This window comes from Amycolatopsis sp. TRM77291 (assembly GCF_054166285.1).
In genome coordinates, this window is sequence record NZ_JBSZHF010000001.1 from 2,598,879 (window position 1) to 2,617,768 (window position 18,890).

The following is an 18,890-nucleotide window of genomic DNA, read 5'->3' on the forward strand; positions in this document are numbered from 1 at the left end:
GATGACCGGCCTGATCGACATCCACACGCATTACGTGCCGAACGGCTGGCCGGATCTGCGCGCGGACGCCGGGCCGGACGCGCCGTGGCTGCGTGCGGAGACCGAGTCCGAGGCGATGATCATGATGGGGGAGAAGGAGTTCCGCCGGATCGGCGCGGACTGCTGGAACGCGGGGACCCGGCTGCTGGACATGGACGCCGACGGCGTGCGCACCCAGGTGGTCTCCCCGACGCCCGCCTTCTTCAACTACGGCCGGACCGCCGAGCAGGCGGGCCGGATCGCCCGGATCTTCAACGATCTGGCGCTGGAGATCGTCGCGCCGGCACCGGACCGGCTGATCCCGTTCTGCCAGGTCCCGTTGCAGGACACCGACGCGGCGTGCCGCGAACTGGAACGCTGCCTGGCCGCGGGGCATCGCGGGGTGGAGATCGGTAACCACGTCGGCGACCAGGACCTGGACAGCGCCGGGGTGGAGACCTTCCTGCAGCACTGCGCGTCGCTCGGGGTTCCGGTGTTCGTGCACCCGTGGGACATGGCCGATTCGCCCCGGCTGGACCGGTGGATGGCGCGGTGGCTGACCGCGATGCCCGCCGAAACACATCTGTCGATCCTGGCGCTGGTGCTCGGCGGCGTCTTCGACCGGATAGACCCGGGTCTCAAGATCTGCTTCGCCCACGGCGGCGGGTCGTTCGCGTTCTGGCTCGGCCGGATGGAGAACGCCTGGCATCGGCGGAACGACGTGATCGGCACCTCGGAGTTCCCGCCGTCGCACTACCTCGACCGGTTCCACGTCGACTCGGTGGTCTTCGACGAGCGGGCGCTGCGGCTGCTCGTGGACACGCTCGGCGCCGAGCGGGTGATGGTCGGCAGCGACTACCCGTACCCGCTCGGCGAGCGGCCGGTCGGCGAGGTGGTGCGCAAGAGCGCCTTCCTGAGCGAGACCGAGCGGCAGCTGATCACCAGTGGGAACGCCGAACGCTTCCTGTCCCTTTCGTGACCGTCCTAATGCGACATCCCGGTGGCGACGTCGGTCAGGCTGCGGATCAGCGCGTCCACCGACGGGCTGAGCGTGCGCTGGGCGGGCAGGGTGAGCCCGACGCTGTGCCCGATGGGCTCCAGCGCCAGCGAGACCCTGGTGATCCTCGGATCGTCCTTGGTGATCAGGCTGGGCAGCGCGGCGATCACGTCGGTCTCCAGCAGCAACTGCCGCACGGTCAGGAACGAAGTGGTCTCCACCCGGTTCGCGGGCAGCGGGAAGCCGTTGCGGGTGAACAACTGCTCCAGCTCGCGGCGCAACGCGGTCTCCGCGCCGGGCAGGATCCACGGATACTCCGCGAGATCGGCCAGTTCGACGCCGGTCGCGCCCGCCAGCGGATGCGCGTTGCGCACCACCAGATCCACCGACTCGTCGTACAGCTTGCGCCGCTCGATCCGCTCGTCCGAAGGTGCTGTCAGCCTGCCGATGATCAGGTCGACCCGGCCCGCCTCCAGCTCGACCAGCAGGGCTTCGGGAGAACCCTCCCGGACCACGATGGTCAGGTACGGGCGTTCGGTCTTGATCGCCGCGATCGCGCGCGGCAGCAGCATGTTCGACCCCGCGAGGTGGGTGCCGACCACCACCGTGCCGCGTTCGGCGTCGGCCAGCTCGGCGACGTGCCGCCCGGCCTGTTCGAGCTGGGCGAGCACCGCGCGGGCATGCCCGGTGAACGCCTCGCCGAACACGGTCGGGGTGATGCCGCGCGGGCCACGTTCGAACAACCGCACGTCGAGGATCTCTTCGAGTTCGTGCAGACTTCGGGTCGCCACCGGCTGCGTCACGTGCAACTCGGCGGCGGCCCCGACCACGGTGCCCTGCCTTGCCAGCGCGTCGAGCAGGACGAGGTGGCGGAACTTCAGTCGGCCGTCCAGCAGGCGAGGCAAGATCACCAGCCGATCCTACCCGCGAGGTGTGTATGACCACGATTGTCCGAACCGGACCGATCCGCTATGCCACAGCGGCACGGTTCGCCCTGCCGGCCGCCGTTTCGGAGCGGACGTCGTCGAGCGGTGAGATCAGCCCGCAACCACCGTCCCGGCTGGACCGCGTGATGGGGCCGCCGCGCGATCGGCTCCCGCAGGGCGAGGACTGTCTCAACCTGACGGTCGCCACTCCGGGCCTGGACGACGGACGCAGGCCGGTGTTGGTGTGGCTGCACGGAGGCGGTTTCTCCAGCGGTGGCGGGTTGCTCGACTGGTACGACGGCGGCGCGCTGGCGGCCGAAGGCGACGTGGTGGTGGTCGGCGTCAACTACCGGCTCGGCGCGCTGGGCTACCTGTACCTGGACGGCGTCAGCCCCGGCAACCTAGGGCTGGCCGACCAGCTCGAAGCGCTGCGCTGGGTGCGGGCCAACATCGCGGCCTACGGCGGTGACCCGGACAACGTGACGGTCGCCGGGCAGTCGGCGGGCGGCATCTCCATCCGGCTCCTGATGGACCTGCCCGAGGCTCACGGCCTGTTCCGGCGGGCGATCCTGCAGAGCGCGCCGCTCGGCCTCGCCACCCGGCAGCCCGAGCACGCGGCGAAACTCGGCCAGGTGTTCGCCGACGCGCTCGGCACCGACCCGCGCACCGCCGGGATCCCGGAGATCCTGGCCGCGCAGAAGGAAACCGCGCTGACCAACCTGCGGCTCACCGGCGACCCGATGGAACCCGCGTTCGTTCCCGTGGACACGCTGGACAAGGCGTCCTTCGCGGACAACGTGCGCGACCTCGACGTGCTGTACGGCTGGAACGCCGACGACATGACCGCGTTCCCCGGCGCCGCGGGCACCGACGAGATCTACGTCGAACCGCTGGCCGCTTTCGGCGACCGCCTGCGCTCGGCCGGCGCCGACGTCTGGTCGTACCGGCTCGACTGGCGGCCCGAAGGGGCGGAGTTCGGCGCCACCCACTGCCTGGAACTGCCGCTGCTGCTCGGCACCGAGCAGGCCTGGCAGGACAGTCCGATGCTCGGCAAGGTCCCGTGGCCCGACGTCGACGCCTTCGGCGCCGCCCTCCGCGCCGTCTGGGCGACCTTCGCCCGTACCGGCACCCTCGACCCCACTCCGGTCGCGGACCGTCCCATCAGCTTCAACCCCGAACACGCGTGATTAAGCGCGTAACTCGCGTGATTGGAGGCGTAACTCGGGCTCCAGGGGTCATACGGCCCGAAACACGCGAGTTACGCCTCCAATCACGCGAGTTACGGCGCCACGCACACGCACGGGCCTGGTGAAAAGGCCCTGACAGTAGAGGTGGGAGCGCGCCCGGTCAAGACGTTGTGCTGACCGGGCGCGCGGTCCTATCGTGTCCATCGAAGCGCTTCGACAGTTCGGGTCACCGCGGATTCCGAAGGAGGCCACGATGGCCGGCGGGTATCACCGACTTCTCTGGAGGGACCTCTGATGTCGAAGCGAGTACTGGCCGCCGCGATGGTCGCGATCCTGGCCGTCGCGGGCTGCGGGTCCGGATCCGGCAGCGGTGACCCGAAAACCCTGAAGTTGTGGCACTACGAGGCGCCGGACAGCGCGATGGGCGTGGCCTGGGCCGAGGCGATCAAACAGTTCGAAGCGAGCCATCCCGGCGTCAAGGTCGCCTTCGAGGAGAAGGGGTTCGAGCAGATCCAGAAGACGGCGCCGATGGTGCTCAATTCGGGCGACGCGCCGGACATCCTGGAGTACAACAAGGGGAACGCCACCGCGGGGCTGCTGTCCAAGCAGGGACTGCTGACCGACATCAGCGAAGAGGTCACCGAACGCGGCTGGGACAAGCAGCTCACCCCGGCGCTCCAGACCACCGCCCGTTACGACGAGAACGGCGTGATGGGAACCGGCAACTGGTACGGCGTCCCGAACTACGCCGAGTACTTGAAGGTCTTCTACAACAAGGACATGTTCGCGCAGCATGGGCTCGACGAGCCGAGGACCATCGAGCAGCTGACCGCGGCTATGGACAAGTTCACCGCCGCCGGGATCACCCCGCTGGCCGTCGGTGGGTCGGAGTACCCGGCACACCAGATCCTGTACCAGCTCGCCCTCACCAAGGCCGACCGCGGCTGGGTGGACCGCTACCAGCGCTACACCGGCAAGGTGGATTTCCACGACACCGCGTGGACCTACGGCGCGACGACCTTCGCCGACTGGGTGAAGAAGGGGTACATCAGCAAGGATTCGGCCGGGGCGGACACCGAGGGCATGGGCACGTCGTTCATGCAGGGCAAGTACCCGATCATGATCAGCGGCAGCTGGTGGTACGGCAGGCTGGTGCAGAGCATCAAGAACTTCCAGTGGGGTTCGGTCCCGTGGCCGGGGATGACCGCGGGTTCCGCGGGCAACATGTGGGTCATCCCCAAGGGAGCGAAGAACCGGGACCTCGCGCTCGACTTCATCGCGATCACGATGTCCCAGCCGATTCAGGACAAGCTGCGGGAGGCCGGTGGGGTCCCGGTGGTGAACAGTCCCACGCCGCCCGCCGATCCGCGGCTGAAGGATCTGGTCGAGGACTTCACCGCTCTGTCCGCACAGGACAAGCTCGCGTTCTATCCCGATTGGCCGGCTCCCGGGTACTACGACGTCCATGTTTCGGCGACGCAGAAGCTCATCACCTCGAGCGCCTCGCCGTCACAGGTGCTCGACGAGCTCGCCAAGCCCTACGAGGAGAATCTGGCGAACGTCGGCAAATGACCAGGGGACGGGGCAACTACCTGCTCTTCCTGATCCCTGGCGCGCTGCTGCTGATCGCGGTGATCCTGGTGCCGTTCGCGATGAACATCGGTATCAGCTTCACCCAGTGGTCCGGCGCCGGCGATCCGAAGTGGACAGGACTGGACAATTACCGGCGGTTGTTCGCGGACGACGTCTTCTGGGCGTCGTTCCGCCACAACCTCGGGCTGGTGGTGGCGATGGCCATCGTGCCGACCGTGGCGGGACTGGTGATCGCGGCCACGTTGTTCGATTTCGTGGCCAAGCGCTTCGGGACGCGGGCGGCGAGTGTGCTGCGAGCCTGCGTCTACCTGCCGCAGGTGCTGCCGATCGCGGTCGCCGGCATCGTGTGGAGCTGGATCCTTGCCCCCGAGGGCGCGGTCAACGAGCTCCTCTCCGCCGTCGGGCTCGGCTCGCTCGCCCAGAACTGGCTGGGCGACCCGGATCTCGCGCTGTGGAGCGTGATGGGCGTGATGGTGTGGATCCAGGTCGGCTATCCGGTGGTCATCTTCATGGCCGGGATGCAGCGGGCTGACCCCTCACTGCACGAGGCGGCGGAACTGGACGGCGCGTCGTGGTGGGGCCGGTTCTGGCATGTGACCGTGCCACAGCTGCGCCCCGAGGTCTTCGTGGTCCTGCTGACCTGCACGATCGCCGCGCTGAAGGTGTTCGGGCCGATCTACGTGCTGACCAGGGGAGGCCCGGGAGGGTCCACCAACGTGCCGTCGTACTACTCGTTCCAGAACTTCTTCGAGAAGACGCAGGTCGGCTACGGCGCGGCGATCGCGACCGTGCTCACGGTGCTGATCCTCGTGCTCACCACGGTGTTCCTCCGTGTCCAGAAGCGGGGTGAGCACGCGTGAAACGGCACATGACGCTCTGGTCGTTGATCGTTCTCGCGGTCGTGATGCTGGCGCCGTTCCTGGTCGTGGCGTTGAACGCGCTGAAATCCCCGGCCGAATACGCGGCGGACGGCCCGTTGTCCTTTCCGGACGGGGTGTACCTGCAGGGACTGATCGACTTCTGGGTCCGGGTCGGGTTCGGGCAGAAACTGCTCAACAGCGTGGTGATCAGCGGGTCGGTCGCGGTGCTCGCGGTGGTGATCTCGGTGCTGAACGCCTACGCGCTGGGCATCGGCCGGGTGCGCGGCCGGACGTGGATCCTGGTCGCCTTCCTCGTCGCGAACACGCTGCCGCAGGAAGCGCTCGCGTACCCGCTGTACTTCCTCGCCAACGAGACCGGTCTCTACGACACACAGCTCGGCGTGATCATCATCTTCACGATCATCCAGGCCGCGTTCGGCACCTATCTGCTGTCTTCGACATTCGTCGGATTCCCGCACGAGCTGCTCGAGGCCGCCTATCTCGACGGCGCGAACAAATGGCAGACCCTGGTGCGCGTCGTGGTGCCGATCAGCAGGCCGACCCTCGGCGTGCTGTTCGTGTTCTTCTTCATCTGGACGTGGAACGAGTTCTTCCTGCCGCTGATCCTGCTCATCTCCAACGACACCCAGACCGTCCCGGTCACGCTGGGTGTGCTGCAGGGCCAGCGGATGATGGACGCGACCATGACCAGTGCCTCGGCGTTGCTCGGGGTCATCCCGGCGATCGCCTTCTTCCTGATCTTCCAGCGGACGTTGACACGTGGCATCACGGCAGGGGCGGTCAAATGAAGTTCAGCAACGGCTATTGGCTGCTGCGCGACGGGGTACAGGCGGCGCATCCGGTGGAGGTGTACGACCTCACCGCGGAGGACGGCCGGATCGTGGTGCACGCGCCGACCCATCCCGTCCGCCACCGTGGAGACCTGTTGAAGGGGCCGGTGGTGACGGTCGGGTTCTCCTCGCCGATGCCGGACGTGATCGGGGTGAGCGTCACGCATTTCGAGGGCGGCCTGCCGCGAGAACCCCGCTTCGAGCTGTCGACCGTCGACGAGGAGGCGAAGATCTCCGAGGACGGGCACACGCTCACGGCGGGCGCGTTGTCGGCGCGGCTCCACCGCGGTGAGGGGTGGAAGGTCGACTTCGTCGCGGACGGCAAGGTGCTCACCACCAGCGGCGCCAAGGGCATGGGCTTCATGAGCCTCGACGGCGAGCATCATGTCCGCGACCAGCTGGACCTCGGGGTGGGGACCCAGGTCTACGGGCTCGGCGAGCGGTTCGGGCCCTTGGTGCGCAACGGGCAGGTCGTCGACATCTGGAACGCCGACGCCGGCACGAGCAGCGAACAAGCCTACAAGAACGTCCCGTTCTACCTGACCAACGCCGGTTACGGCGTGTTCGTCGACCATCCGGGGCACGTGTCCTTCGAGGTCGCCTCGGAAGCGGTGTCGCGGGTGCAGTTCAGCGTCGTGGGCCAGTCCCTGGAGTACTACGTGATCTACGGGCCGAGCCCGAAGGAGATCCTGCGCAAGTACACGGCGCTGACCGGCAGACCGGCGCTTCCGCCCGCGTGGTCCTTCGGGCTGTGGCTGTCGACGTCGTTCACCACCTCCTACGACGAGGAGACCGTCTCGAGGTTCGTCGACGGCATGATCGAACGCGACCTGCCGCTGAGCGTGTTCCATTTCGACTGCTTCTGGATGCGCGAATTCAACTGGTGCGACTTCGAATGGGATCCGAGGACCTTCCCGGACCCCGTCGGCATGCTGGAGCGGCTGAAGGCGCGGGACCTGCGGATCTCGGTGTGGATCAACCCGTACGTGGCGCAACGGTCGCCGCTGTTCGCCGAGGGCGTCGCGGGCGGGTATCTGCTGCGGAAACCGAACGGTGACGTGTGGCAGTGGGATCTCTGGCAGCCGGGAATGGCGCTGGTCGATTTCACCAATCCCGCGGCGCGTGCGTGGTACGCGTCCAAATTGGACGCTCTGCTCGAACAAGGCGTGGACTGTTTCAAGACCGACTTCGGCGAGCGGGTGCCGACGGACGTCGTCTACTTCGACGGATCAGACCCCGAACGCATGCACAACTACTACACCTATCTCTACAACAAGACGGTGTTCGACGTGCTCCGCGAACGGCGCGGGGAGGGCGAAGTCGTCGTGTTCGCGCGCTCGGCGACCGCCGGGTCGCAGCAGTTCCCGGTGCATTGGGGCGGCGATTGCGAGTCGACGTACGAGTCGATGGCCGAGAGCCTGCGTGGCGGCCTTTCCCTGGGCCTGTCCGGTTTCGGGTACTGGAGCCACGACATCGGCGGCTTCGAGGGCACTCCGGATCCGGCGCTGTTCAAACGCTGGATCGCGTTCGGGATGCTGTCCTCGCACAGCAGGTTGCACGGCAGTTCGTCCTACCGCGTGCCCTGGCTGTTCGACGAAGAGGCCGTCGACGTCCTGCGGGTGTTCTCCAAGCTCAAGGCACGGCTGATGCCGTACCTGTGGCAAGCGGCGGAACAGGCGGCGGCCGAGGGCACTCCGATGATGCGGGCGATGGCGCTGGAGTTCCCCGCCGATCCGGCGTGCGCCCACCTGGAGCGGCAGTACATGCTCGGCGACTCGCTCCTGGTGGCACCGGTGTTCTCGGACGAGGGCGAAGTGACCTACTACGTCCCGGACGGGGTGTGGACCGACTTCTTCACCGGCGACGAGATCCAGGGGCCGCGGTGGGTGACCACGGTCTGCGACATGCTCACCGTCCCGTTGCTCGTGCGTCCCAACACCGTTCTGCCGCTGGGTGCCGTCGACGACCGGCCGGATTACGACTACGCCGACGGCGTCACGTTGCGGATCTACCGGCTCGAAGACGGCGCCAGGATCACCACCACCGTCGGCGGCTCGACGTTCCGCACGCGCCGGGAGGGCGACAGCGTCCACATCGACGTCGACTCCGCGCCCGAGGGATGGCAGGTGGCCTTTCCATCGGGTGACGAGACGATCGTCGCGCCAGGGAGCGCGTTGACGATTCGCGGTGCGGTCTCCCCGGCGGAAGGCCGCGCTGGGTCATCTGGGGCGCCCGCCTGAGTGTCGCGAAAGCCACTTTCGGGACACCAGACGTCCCGAAAGTGGCTTTCGCGACACNCGCGAAAGCCACTTTCGCAACCTTCAACGTTGCGAAAGTGGCTTTCGCAACGTCCGCAACCTCAGCTCCGCGCCGCCACAGGGCCCGGATGTCGCGAAAGCCACTTTCGGGACACCAGACGTCCCGAAAGTGGCTTTCGCGACCCACACCGTCTCCGGCAGGGCGCGAAGGGGCCCATCGCCGCATGAGACGTAGCGAAAGCCCCTTCGAGCCAGCTGACTAGCACGCCACCTGGGTTACCCCTCAATGAGAAGGTGCCGGGCCCGTGCTGCCCCGTTCGGTCAGGCGCGGTGACAGCAGCCGGACCTCGGCCTGGCCTCCGTCGTCGAGGCGGCGCATCGCCATCTCGACGGCGAGGCTGCCGAGTTCCGCGGCGGGGATGGCGATCGACGTGAGCTGAATCGACTGTGCCTCGGCCATGTCCTCCGGGCAGACGGCAAGTACCGAAATGTCCCGCGGAACCTGCTTGCCGCGGCGGTTCAGCTCGGAGAGCAACGGGCCGAGGATGGCCTCGTTGTGCACGACCAGCCCGGTGACGCCGGGATGTTGGGCGAACACGTCGTCGAGGCAGGCGCGCAGCGCGTCGTAGGAAGGCGCGCACGGGAACGAACCGGCGCGCACCTTGCGTTTCGTGGCCGTCTGGCGGAAGCCGCGCAGGAAGCGTCCCGCGTAGCTCGTGCCGCGTTTGTAGACCGCCGGGGAGGGACCGATCAGCGCGATCTCGCGATGGCCGAGGTCGGCCAGATGCGTGACGCTCGCGGAGCCGGCGGCGGTGAAGTCGAGATCGACGCAGGTCAGGTCACCGGGGTCGGAGGGGACACCGATCAGCACCACCGGCCGGTGCAAGGATCTCAGCACCGGCAAGCGGGGCTCGGAGGTTTCGACGTCCATCACGATCAGCGCGTCCGCGATGGCGGACGCGGCGATCCGGCGCAGGCCGTCCGGGCCTTCGTTCTTGGTCAGCAGGAGTACGTCGTGGTCGTACGTGCGTGCCTCGGTGACGGTGGCCGCGACGAACTGCATGACCACCGGGACGTTCAGGTCCGTCCGCAGCGGGACGACGAGCGCCAGCACGTTGGTGCGGCTGCTGGCCAGCGCGCGGGCGCCCGCGTTCGGGTGGTAGCCGAGCTCGGTGATGCTGTGCTGGACCCGGCGGCGGGTGTCCTCCGAGATCGATCGCCGCCCGGACAGCACGTAGGACACGGTGCTGGGGGAGACCCCGGCCGCCCGGGCGACGTCTGCGATGGTGACCATCAGCCGATGATAGTGCGAGTCGAATCGATTCGACGGGGTCAGCCCTTGCTCAGTTCGATCAACTGCGGCAAGGCGTCGGTGGGCAGCTCGACACCTCGATAGGCCATGAGTTTGGTGAACTGGCGCATCGGCATCGAGGCGACCATACGCATCCAGTCCGCGCTGTCGCGGGCCTGTTTGCTCTGACCGTCGGTCAGATTCGCGGCGAGCAGTTGACCGAGCTCCGGACCCACGATCGGGTGACCGAACCACTCCTCGACCGTCGAGTCGATCGACAGGACCGGGATGATGACGTCGCCTGCCAGCGTGATGGGCGCTTCGGCGACGATCCGCGCGGCGCTCTGGCCGATTTGGACGGTGTAGTCGCCGGGTGAGACCACCCAACGGCTCAGCCCGATGTCGTACCAGGCGAAAGCGCGGCGATCGAGGGTGAGTTCGACCCGCCGGGTCTCACCCGGTTCGAGGGAGATCTTGGTGAACGCGCGGAGCTCTCGTGCGGGGCTGCGAACGGGAGCGGCGTCGGTGGCGACGTAGACCTGGACGACGTGTTTGCCGACGCGGGTTCCGGTGTTGGTGACGCTCACCGCGACCGTGGCGGAATCGTCGCCCGTCGGCGTGACCGTCAGGCCGGCGGTCTCGAAGGTCGTGTAGGACAGGCCGTGGCCGAACGGGTAGCGGACCGCGACTTCGGCGGTTTCGTAGTAGCGATAGCCGACCATGACCCCTTCGCCGTACCGGACGTGGCCCGACTCGCCGGGGAAGTTGAGATAGCTGGGGTTGTCCTGCAAACGCAACGGAACGCTCTCGGCGAGATGCCCCGACGGGCTGGTGACCCCGAAGAGGAGATCGGCGAGCGCGCTGCCGCCTGCCTGTCCCAGGAGCCAGCCGTCGAGAATGGCGTCGACGTCGTCGTGCCAGCCCTCCAGTGACACCACGCCGCCGTGGGAGAGGACGACCACGGTGCGCCTGCTCGCCGCCGCGACCGCCTTGATGAGCTCGACCTGCGCCGCGGGGAGATCGATGGTGTCCCGGTCGAAGCCCTCGGATTCGTCCTTTTCGCCCAGGCCCGCGAAGACCACCGCGACGTCGGCCTCACGGGCGATCTCGACGGCGTTGCCGTCCAGGCCGCTCGCGTAGGTCACGGATCCCCCGAGTGCCCGGATCGCGTCGAGCGCGGTGTCGACCCGGGTCGGATTGACGTGGGAGCTGCCGCCGCCCTGGAAGCGGGGATTCGCGGCGAACTCGCCGATGACCGCCACCGCCGACCGCGTGGTCAGGGGCAACGTGTCGCGGTCGTTCTTCAGCAGGACGGCACAGTCGGCGGCGACCTCTTTCGCCAGCCGGTGTTGCTCGCCGGGATCGACGTCGCCACCCGCGGGCACCACCCGGTCGATGAGGGCGAGAAGGCGGCGGACACTCCGGTCTACGAGGCCTTCGTCCAGTTCCCCGCGCCGGACGGCCGCCACGATCTCGGCGTCGCCGCTGCCGCCGGTGCCCGGCATCTCCAGGTCCAGCCCGGCCGCGAGCGCGGCGACCCGGTCGTTCACCGCTCCCCAGTCCGACACGACGGCACCGTCGAAACCCCATTCGTCGCGCAGGACGTCGGTGAGCAACCGTCGGTTCTGGGCGGCGTAGACGCCGTTGACCCGGTTGTACGAACACATCACCGTCGCCGGGTGTGCTTCGGTCACGACCCGCTCGAACGCCGGGAAGTAGATCTCGCGCAGGGTCCGTTCGTCGACCTCCGCGCTGACCCGCATCCGGTCGGTCTCCTGGTTGTTGGCCGCGAAGTGCTTCAGCGACGCGCCCACGCCTTCGGCCTGCATCGCCCGCACGTAGGCGCTGGCGAGCACCCCGCTCAGCAACGGGTCTTCGGAGTAGTACTCGAAGTTGCGGCCGCACAACGGCGACCGCTTGATGTTCACGCCGGGGCCGAGCACCACCGACACCCCGGCCGCGCGGGCTTCCCGGCCGATCGCCGCACCGATCCGCGCGGCGACGTCGGGATCCCAGCTGCAACCCACCGCGACCGACGGCGGAAAGCAGGTGGCGGACACGCTGTCGTGCACGCCGAGATTGTCGGCCTCGCTGTCCTGCCGCCGCAGGCCGTGCGGGCCGTCGGAGAGCATGATCGACGGGACCCCCGCGGCCTCGATCGCCTCGGTGTGCCAGAAGTCGCGGCCGGACAGCAGCGACGCCTTCTGTTCGAGGGTGAGGCCGGTGGGTTCGTTCTGCGAGGTCAACGGGATTCCTTCCGCTGGGAACTGTCCACTGTGTTCGAGACTGCCAGACGGACGAGGACATTGTCTCGCCGTGTCCTGTCCGCTAACATCGCCGTAACCCGACTGTCGAATCGTTTCGACAATCGAATCTCTCGCTCGATCACCACCGCTCGAAAACTCGCCGAATATCGCCGCCCGTTTCGTCGAAGCGCTTCGATTACTCGCGATGGGAGTCTTCATGAGCAGAGCCGCTCGCCTCGTCCGCCCACGCCGGCTGGGCATGTTCACCATGACGGTCGCCCTGGTGCTGGGCCTCGCCTCACCCGCGGTCGCGGTCGCGGACGAGCTGAACGCCCTTCCGTTCCGAGATCCCGGCCTTCCACTGAACACGCGGGTGGACGACCTGGTGCGGAGGCTGACCCTCCCGGAGAAGCTGTCGTTGCTGCACCAGTTCCAGCCGGCGATCCCGCGGCTGGGCATCCCCGAATTCAAGACGGGAACCGAGGCGCTCCACGGCCTCGGCTGGACGACGGAGCGCACGAACGGCGCCGTGGTGACCGCGAACGCGACGGTCTTCCCCCAGGCGATCGGGCTCGCTTCGACCTGGAACCCGACGCTGATCGAACAGGTCGGCTCGGTCGTCGGTGACGAGGCACGGGGCTACCACTCGCAGGAACCCGGATTCTGGGGGCTCCAGCTGTGGGCGCCGGTGGTGAACCTGCTGCGTGATCCGCGATGGGGGCGCAACGAGGAGGGCTACTCCGAAGATCCCCTGCTGACCGGGGCCATTTCGACGGCGTACGGCAAGGGGATGAGCGGCGATCATCCTCAGTACCTCAAGACCGCTCCGGTGCTGAAGCACTACCTGGCCAACAACAACGAGATCCGCCGCGACACCACGTCTTCCAACCTGCGTCCGCGAGTGCTGCGCGAATACGACGAGCAGGCGTTCCAATCGGCCATCGCGGCCGACGCGGCGACCGGCGTGATGGGGTCGTACAACCTCGTCAACGGGCGGCCCGCGACGGTGAACCCCGACCTGAACGACGTCGTGCGGAGCTGGACCGGCAAGACGCTCTACAACGTCAGCGACGCCTCCGCACCGTACAACCTGACAGGCTCGGAGAAGTACTACGCGACCAACGAGGAAGGCTTCGCGGCCACCCTCAAAGCCGGTCTCGACGGCTTCACCGTCGACAACCAGAACCCCGGCCCGACCATCAAGATCATCACGTCCGCACTGGCGAAGGGGTTGCTCGCCGAGGCCGACATCGACAGGGCGGTGAAGCACGTCCTGAGCGTCCGCTTCCGGCTCGGCGACTTCGACCCGGACGGCGGGCCGTACGCCAAGATCGGCAAGGACGTGGTCAACAGCCCGGCGCATCGGCAGCTCGCCCGCAAGACGGCCGGCGAAGCCATGGTGCTGCTGAAGAACGACCGCGGCACCCTGCCGCTGGACCCGAAGCGCGGAGTGGCGGTCATCGGACCGCTGGGCAAGACCCTGTACACCGACTGGTACTCCGGCGGACTGCCGTACAAGGTCACGCCGGCGGACGGGATCCGCGCGCGGCTCGGCGGCGGGGCACAGGTCACCGACACCGAGGCCGTGGACCGGATCGCCTTGCGCGATGCCGCCACCGGCAAGTACCTCAGCGGCGGCGCGGGCGATGCGGGCGCGGTGCTCAAGACGGGCGTCACCAGTGCCGGGGCCACGGAGCAGTTCGACGCCTTCGAGTGGGGTGACGGAGTGCTGACCTTGCGCAGCTTCGCCAACGGGAAGTACGTCGAGCGGCAGAACCTCGCCGACGCCACCAGCCCCTTCCTCAACCAGGCACCGCAGCCGCGGGACTGGTTCGTCCATCAGCAGTTCAAGCTGGAGGACGCCGGCGACGGCACGGTCGTGATCAGGTACGCAGGCTACGAACTCCCGAACGACTGGGACGGGCCGAACAGCTACCTCACCGTCGCCGCCGACGGCACGCTGACCCTGGGTTCGCCGAACGCGGCGGGGGCGACGAAGTTCCACAAGGAGCGGATCACGTCGGGGATCGACAGCGCGGTGAAGGCGGCACGATCGGCCGAAACAGCGGTCGTGGTCGTGGGCAGCATGCCGTTCATCAACGGCAGGGAAGACCACGATCGCACCTCGACGGCGCTGGCGGGGAGCCAGAGCGAGCTGATCAAAGCCGTGCGCGCGGCGAATCCGAACACCGTCGTGGTGGTCGAGAACAGCTATCCCACGACCTTGAACTGGGAACAGGAGAACATCCCGGCGATCGTGTGGACCTCACACGCCGGTCAGGAGACCGGCAACGCGCTGGCCGACGTGCTGTACGGCGACGTGAACCCGGCGGGCCGTCTCACCCAGACGTGGTACCGCTCGGACGCCGAGCTCCCGGACATCCTCGACTACGACATCATGAAACGCGGCAGCACCTACCAGTACTTCACCGGGGATCCGCTCTACGCCTTCGGTCACGGCCTGTCGTACACGAACTTCCGCTACAGCGATCTGCGGCTCGGCAAGCCGGGTCCACAAGGGACGTTCGAAGCGACGGTGAAGGTGACCAACACCGGGAAACGTGCCGGGGACGAGGTGGTGCAGCTCTACACCCATCAGCTCGTCTCCCGCGACAAGCAGCCGAATCAGCGGCTCCGCGACTTCGAACGGGTGCGCCTGGAGCCCGGGCAGACCAAGACGGTGCGCCTGTCGGTGCCCGACCTCCGGCATTGGGACGTCACCCGGGGCAAATGGGTGCTGGAATCGTCCGTCCACGAGGTGATGGTCGGCGCGTCCGCCGGCGACATCCGGCTGCGCTCGGCGCTGCCCGTGCGTGGCGAGCAGATCCCGCCGCGCGATCTGTCCCGGGAGACCAGGGCGATCGACTTCGACGACTACTCGGGTGTCGAACTGGTCGACGAGAGCAAGGTCCGCGGGGATGCGGTCGGTGCCGGCGCGGGAGACTGGCTGCGCTTCGGCGATGTGGACTTCCGGTCCGGAGCGAGGACGTTCACCGCCAGAACGGCTCGTGCCGAACCCGGAACGTCCACGGTGGAGATCCGGCTCGGCGGTCCGCGAGGCAGGCTCGTCGGAACCGCGCGGATCGCCAGTACCGGCGACAAGTACACGTACTCGACCACCAGCGCGACGGTGTCCGGACCGAGCGGGCGGCACGACGTCTACCTCGTCTTCACCTCCGATTCGAGAATCAGCACGTTTTCTCTGCGGTAGCGGTCCATTGGTGAAAAGACACGGAAGGAACCCGGCTATGCGTAGGCAAGCACGATCCTTGATGGGCGGTGTCGTCATGGCGTTGGTCGCCGTCCTGGCGGTGGGAGGGACGGCGCAGGCCGCCACCTGGAGCTCTTCGGACAAGTGGGGGAGCTGGTCGAACGGCGGCTACACCGTCCGCAACAACGTCTGGGGCGGCGGCGCGGGCCCGCAGTCGATCTGGGCGAACTCCTACAGCAACTTCGGTGTCTGGGCGGACCACCCGAACACCGGTGGGGTGAAGTCGTATCCGCATTCGGCGAGGAACGTCGGCCGCCAGTTGAGCGGGCTGCGGAGCCTGTCCAGCAGCTTCAACGTCTCCCGGCCGGGTGGCGGTGCCTACGCGACGGCATACGACATCTGGGCGAACAACAACGCCTACGAGATCATGCTGTGGATGAACAAGCAGGGTGCCGTGGGCGCGATCGGTTCGAAGGAGACCACGGTGTCGGTCGGCGGCCACACCTGGGACGTCTATCGGGGGAGCAACGGTGCCAACGCGGTGTTCTCGTTCCTGCGTACCTCCAACACGAACGCGGGTACGGTCGACGTGCTCGCCGTGCTGAACTGGATCAAGAATCGCGGGTGGTACGGCGATGTGACGGTCGGTGAGGTGCAGTTCGGTTTCGAGATCACGTCGTCGAGCGGGGGGATGAACTTCTCGGCGAACAGTTATTCGGTTTCGGCTTCCTGACCGGTTGCCCGGTGACGGCGTGTTCGTCCGGCCCGGTGGCCTTCGGGACATACCCGGCAGCGCGGCGAGCGCGATGGACCGGACGATCATGCCCGCAGCCTGGCGAGACGATCACGGTACCCCTGCCGCCATGTCCTGAAGGTGCCCTTGAAGACGTTCATCGTCTTCAAGGGCACCTTCAGGACATGCGGTTCCAGGGTCCGCCCATCACTTCGGGAGCCATTGAGCCTCGTTCACCTCTCCCACACCGGGTTCGAGAGCAGGCCCAGGGCACGGGGGCCNCCCTTGAAGACGTTCATCGTCTTCAAGGGCACCTTCAGGACATGCGGTTCCAGGGTCCGCCCATCACTTCGGGAGCCATTGAGCCTCGTTCACCTCTCCCACACCGGGTTCGAGAGCAGGCCCAGGGCACGGGGGCCCGGCCGGCCGGCTCGCGGCGTACCGGTCGGGGCCGATTCCGGCGGCCACGATCGCCCGGTTGAGTGCGGCGTAGCGCGCCGCGTCGGCCAGCTGTCCTTTGTGACGACGTACAGCAGCCGGTCGGTCATTGCGTTGTGGTGGCGGCGGTAGCCGTGCTCAGCGAGGGCGTCTTCGTGCCGTTCGACGGCGCCGAGGTCTTCGGCCGCGGCCATCAGGTCGATCACCGGTTTGGCGGCCAGACCGGGAACCGATGTGCTCGATGGCCGCGAAGACACCGGGCAGCGCGCTCGCCGGCTCCGCGATCCCCCGATCTTACTGCTCCGACTTGCGGGTGCGGTGCCGTCGTGTCACCAATGGACACGTTCGGAAAGCCGCGGACGCGAGAGGACACGTGCCGGTGAACCTGACTCTCGTCGCCGTGCTCGGCGTCGTCATCATCGTGGTGGTGGCCGCGTTCTCCGAACGGCTGAACCTGGCCGCTCCGCTGAGCCTCGTGGTGGCCGGGATCGGGCTGAGCTTCCTGCCGGGTGTCCCGCATCCGGAGGTCGAACCCGAGCTGATCCTCGCCGGGGTGCTCCCGCCGCTGCTGTATTCGGCGGCGGTGAACATGCCGATGGTCGACTTCCGGCGGAACATCCGGCCGATCACCGGCCTCGCGGTCCTGCTCGTGGTGGGGACGACGCTGGGGGCGGGCTGGCTGTTCCACTGGCTGGTGCCGGGGATCGGGTGGCCTGCCGCGTTCGCGCTCGGCGCGGTCATCAGCCCCACCGACGCCGTCGCGGCGACGTCCGTGGGACGGAGGCTCGGTCTGCCACCGCGGCTGCTGACCGTGCTCGAAGGTGAAGGGCTGGTCAACGACGCCTCGGCGCTCGTGCTGCTGCGGTCGGCCGTAGCCGCGGTCGCCGGGTCGGTGTCGGTCTGGGGTGTCGTGGGCGAGTTCGCCTTCTCGGTCGTCGTGGCGGTCGGGATCGGGATCCTGGTCGGGATCGTCAACGTCCGGGCGCGCGCCTTGCTGGGCAACGCCGTGCTCAACACCGCCATCTCGTTCGTGGTCCCGTTCATCGCCTTCCTGCCCGCGGAGGAGGCCGGTGCCTCGGGCGTGCTCGCCGTCGTCGTCGCCGGGTTGGTGACCGGTCATCTCGCCCCGCGGCATCTGCGCGCGACGGACCGCCTCGCCGAGACCGTCAACTGGCGAACCGCGGCTTTCCTGCTGGAGAGCGGGATGTTCCTGCTCATGGGGCTCAGCGTGAAAACCCTCATCGACGAAGCGCACGAGGATGGTTCGAGCGTCTGGCGCGCGCTCGTCATCGGCCTGGCCGCGTCGGCGCTCGTCATCGTCGCGCGCGTCGTCTTCGTCGGGCCGCTGGTCGCCGGCCTGTACCGCGAGCAGCGGAAAGCCGCACGCTTCAAGCCACGGCTGGAAACGACACAGGCGGTGCTGCGGGGCGACGAGTCGAATCCCGCCGTCACCGAGCGACTGGACAAGGCGTCACCGAGACGGGTGGCGCATTTCCGGAAACGGCTCGATCGCGCCGCCGCCGACGTCGAGTTCCGGCTCACCGAGACACTGGGCTGGCGCGGCGGCGTGGTGCTCGGCTGGGCGGGGATGCGCGGCGCCATCACCCTCGCGGCGGCGCAGACCCTTCCGCAGGACACCCCGGATCGTGCCCTGCTGGTCTTGATCGCCTACGTGGTGGCGACCACGACGCTGCTGGTGCAGGGAATGACGCTCCCGGCGGTCATCCGTGCGGCGCGGGTGCCCGCGGAGGATCCGGACCGGGCGCGTCAGGAGTACGTCCGGCTCATGACCGAGCTCGCCGACGCGGCGAAGTCCGTTTTGGACGATCCGGCCGAGGGGCCGTTCAGTGAGACTGTCCTGGACCGGGTGCGTTCGGACCTGCGTGTTCCGGGCAAGGCGCCGGCCGGCCGCTCGGCTTCGGACGTCCAGCAATACCTGCGGCTGCGCCTGCGCGTCCTCACCGAGCAGTCCGAACGGCTTCAGCGGGCCCGGTCGAGTGGCGGGTACAGCTCGGAGACGTTGAGCCGGGCGCAAACCGCCCTCGACGTGGAGATGGCCCGCCTCGAGCAGTTGGCGGACAAACCGGCTTCCTGAGCCTGCCTCCTGTCGGACGCCCTGCGCGGTCATCTTCGCGAGCTGTCGCCGATGGCCGTGCCGGTCCCGCCGGTCAGCAGGCCCGGCGACACAGATGTCGTGCCGGCAGATGCTCTGGACCCGGACCTCCCGGCCGCCGCTGTTGCAGGTGCCGTAGCTGAGCAGCGCTTCCCGGGCGTTTCATCG

General features: G+C 68.0%; 13 protein-coding genes. 9 read left to right on the forward strand and 4 right to left on the reverse strand.

Annotated features, from left to right (window positions below):
• Nucleotide 1: 1 nt before the first annotated feature.
• Nucleotides 2-997 carry an amidohydrolase family protein gene (locus tag ACXIZN_RS12275; protein WP_457954420.1) on the forward strand — a complete coding sequence of 332 codons (996 nt, stop codon included), beginning with the start codon at nucleotides 2-4 and terminating at the stop codon, nucleotides 995-997.
• A 5-nt stretch (nucleotides 998-1,002) separates the two neighbouring features.
• On the opposite strand, the gene ACXIZN_RS12280 is transcribed toward ACXIZN_RS12275, so the two are convergent.
• Entirely contained in the window at nucleotides 1,003-1,926 is a 924-nt protein-coding gene (locus tag ACXIZN_RS12280) for a LysR substrate-binding domain-containing protein (protein WP_126733025.1), read from the reverse strand.
• Nucleotides 1,927-1,952: 26 nt separating this feature from the next.
• On the opposite strand from ACXIZN_RS12280, the gene ACXIZN_RS12285 reads away from it, so the two are divergent.
• The 5 genes from ACXIZN_RS12285 to yicI all read left to right on the forward strand — a co-directional run bounded on the left by ACXIZN_RS12285 (nucleotide 1,953) and on the right by yicI (nucleotide 8,672).
• A complete protein-coding gene (locus tag ACXIZN_RS12285) occupies nucleotides 1,953-3,128 on the forward strand; it encodes a carboxylesterase family protein (RefSeq protein ID WP_457954421.1) in 1,176 nt (391 codons plus the stop codon).
• Nucleotides 3,129-3,422: 294 nt separating this feature from the next.
• On the forward strand, nucleotides 3,423-4,700 hold the full coding sequence (locus ACXIZN_RS12290) for an ABC transporter substrate-binding protein (RefSeq protein ID WP_457954422.1): 1,278 nt from the start codon (nucleotides 3,423-3,425) through the stop codon (nucleotides 4,698-4,700).
• A complete protein-coding gene (locus tag ACXIZN_RS12295; protein WP_457954423.1) occupies nucleotides 4,697-5,581 on the forward strand; it encodes a carbohydrate ABC transporter permease in 885 nt (294 codons plus the stop codon). Before ACXIZN_RS12290 ends, ACXIZN_RS12295 begins: the two co-directional genes overlap by 4 nt.
• A complete protein-coding gene (locus tag ACXIZN_RS12300) occupies nucleotides 5,578-6,390 on the forward strand; it encodes a carbohydrate ABC transporter permease (protein ID WP_457954424.1) in 813 nt (270 codons plus the stop codon). The genes ACXIZN_RS12295 and ACXIZN_RS12300 overlap by 4 nt, the downstream gene beginning before the upstream one ends.
• Entirely contained in the window at nucleotides 6,387-8,672 is a 2,286-nt protein-coding gene (yicI, locus tag ACXIZN_RS12305) for an alpha-xylosidase (protein WP_457954425.1), read from the forward strand. Before ACXIZN_RS12300 ends, yicI begins: the two co-directional genes overlap by 4 nt.
• A gap of 301 nt (nucleotides 8,673-8,973) precedes the next feature.
• On the opposite strand, the gene ACXIZN_RS12310 is transcribed toward yicI, so the two are convergent.
• Nucleotides 8,974-9,984 (reverse strand): LacI family DNA-binding transcriptional regulator, encoded by a 1,011-nt coding sequence (locus ACXIZN_RS12310; protein ID WP_457954426.1) that lies wholly within the window; start codon nucleotides 9,982-9,984, stop codon nucleotides 8,974-8,976.
• A 38-nt stretch (nucleotides 9,985-10,022) separates the two neighbouring features.
• The gene (locus ACXIZN_RS12315) at nucleotides 10,023-12,227 is read right to left on the reverse strand and encodes a glycoside hydrolase family 3 C-terminal domain-containing protein (protein WP_457954427.1); all 2,205 of its coding nucleotides are present in this window, start codon (nucleotides 12,225-12,227) and stop codon (nucleotides 10,023-10,025) included.
• Nucleotides 12,228-12,444: 217 nt separating this feature from the next.
• Here ACXIZN_RS12315 and ACXIZN_RS12320 point away from each other — a divergent pair, with 217 nt between their 5' ends.
• The gene (locus ACXIZN_RS12320) at nucleotides 12,445-15,438 is read left to right on the forward strand and encodes a glycoside hydrolase family 3 C-terminal domain-containing protein (RefSeq protein ID WP_457954428.1); all 2,994 of its coding nucleotides are present in this window, start codon (nucleotides 12,445-12,447) and stop codon (nucleotides 15,436-15,438) included.
• 37 nt (nucleotides 15,439-15,475) lie between these two features.
• A complete protein-coding gene (locus tag ACXIZN_RS12325) occupies nucleotides 15,476-16,171 on the forward strand; it encodes a glycoside hydrolase family 12 protein (protein WP_457954429.1) in 696 nt (231 codons plus the stop codon).
• Between the two features lie 371 nt (nucleotides 16,172-16,542).
• Here the strand turns inward: ACXIZN_RS12325 and ACXIZN_RS12330 are convergent, their stop codons facing one another.
• On the reverse strand, nucleotides 16,543-16,866 hold the full coding sequence (locus ACXIZN_RS12330) for a GrpB family protein (RefSeq protein ID WP_457954430.1): 324 nt from the start codon (nucleotides 16,864-16,866) through the stop codon (nucleotides 16,543-16,545).
• A gap of 122 nt (nucleotides 16,867-16,988) precedes the next feature.
• Here ACXIZN_RS12330 and ACXIZN_RS12335 point away from each other — a divergent pair, with 122 nt between their 5' ends.
• Nucleotides 16,989-18,704, forward strand: coding sequence for a cation:proton antiporter (locus ACXIZN_RS12335; RefSeq protein WP_457954432.1), 1,716 nt, complete (start codon nucleotides 16,989-16,991; stop codon nucleotides 18,702-18,704).
• Nucleotides 18,705-18,890 lie beyond the last annotated feature (186 nt).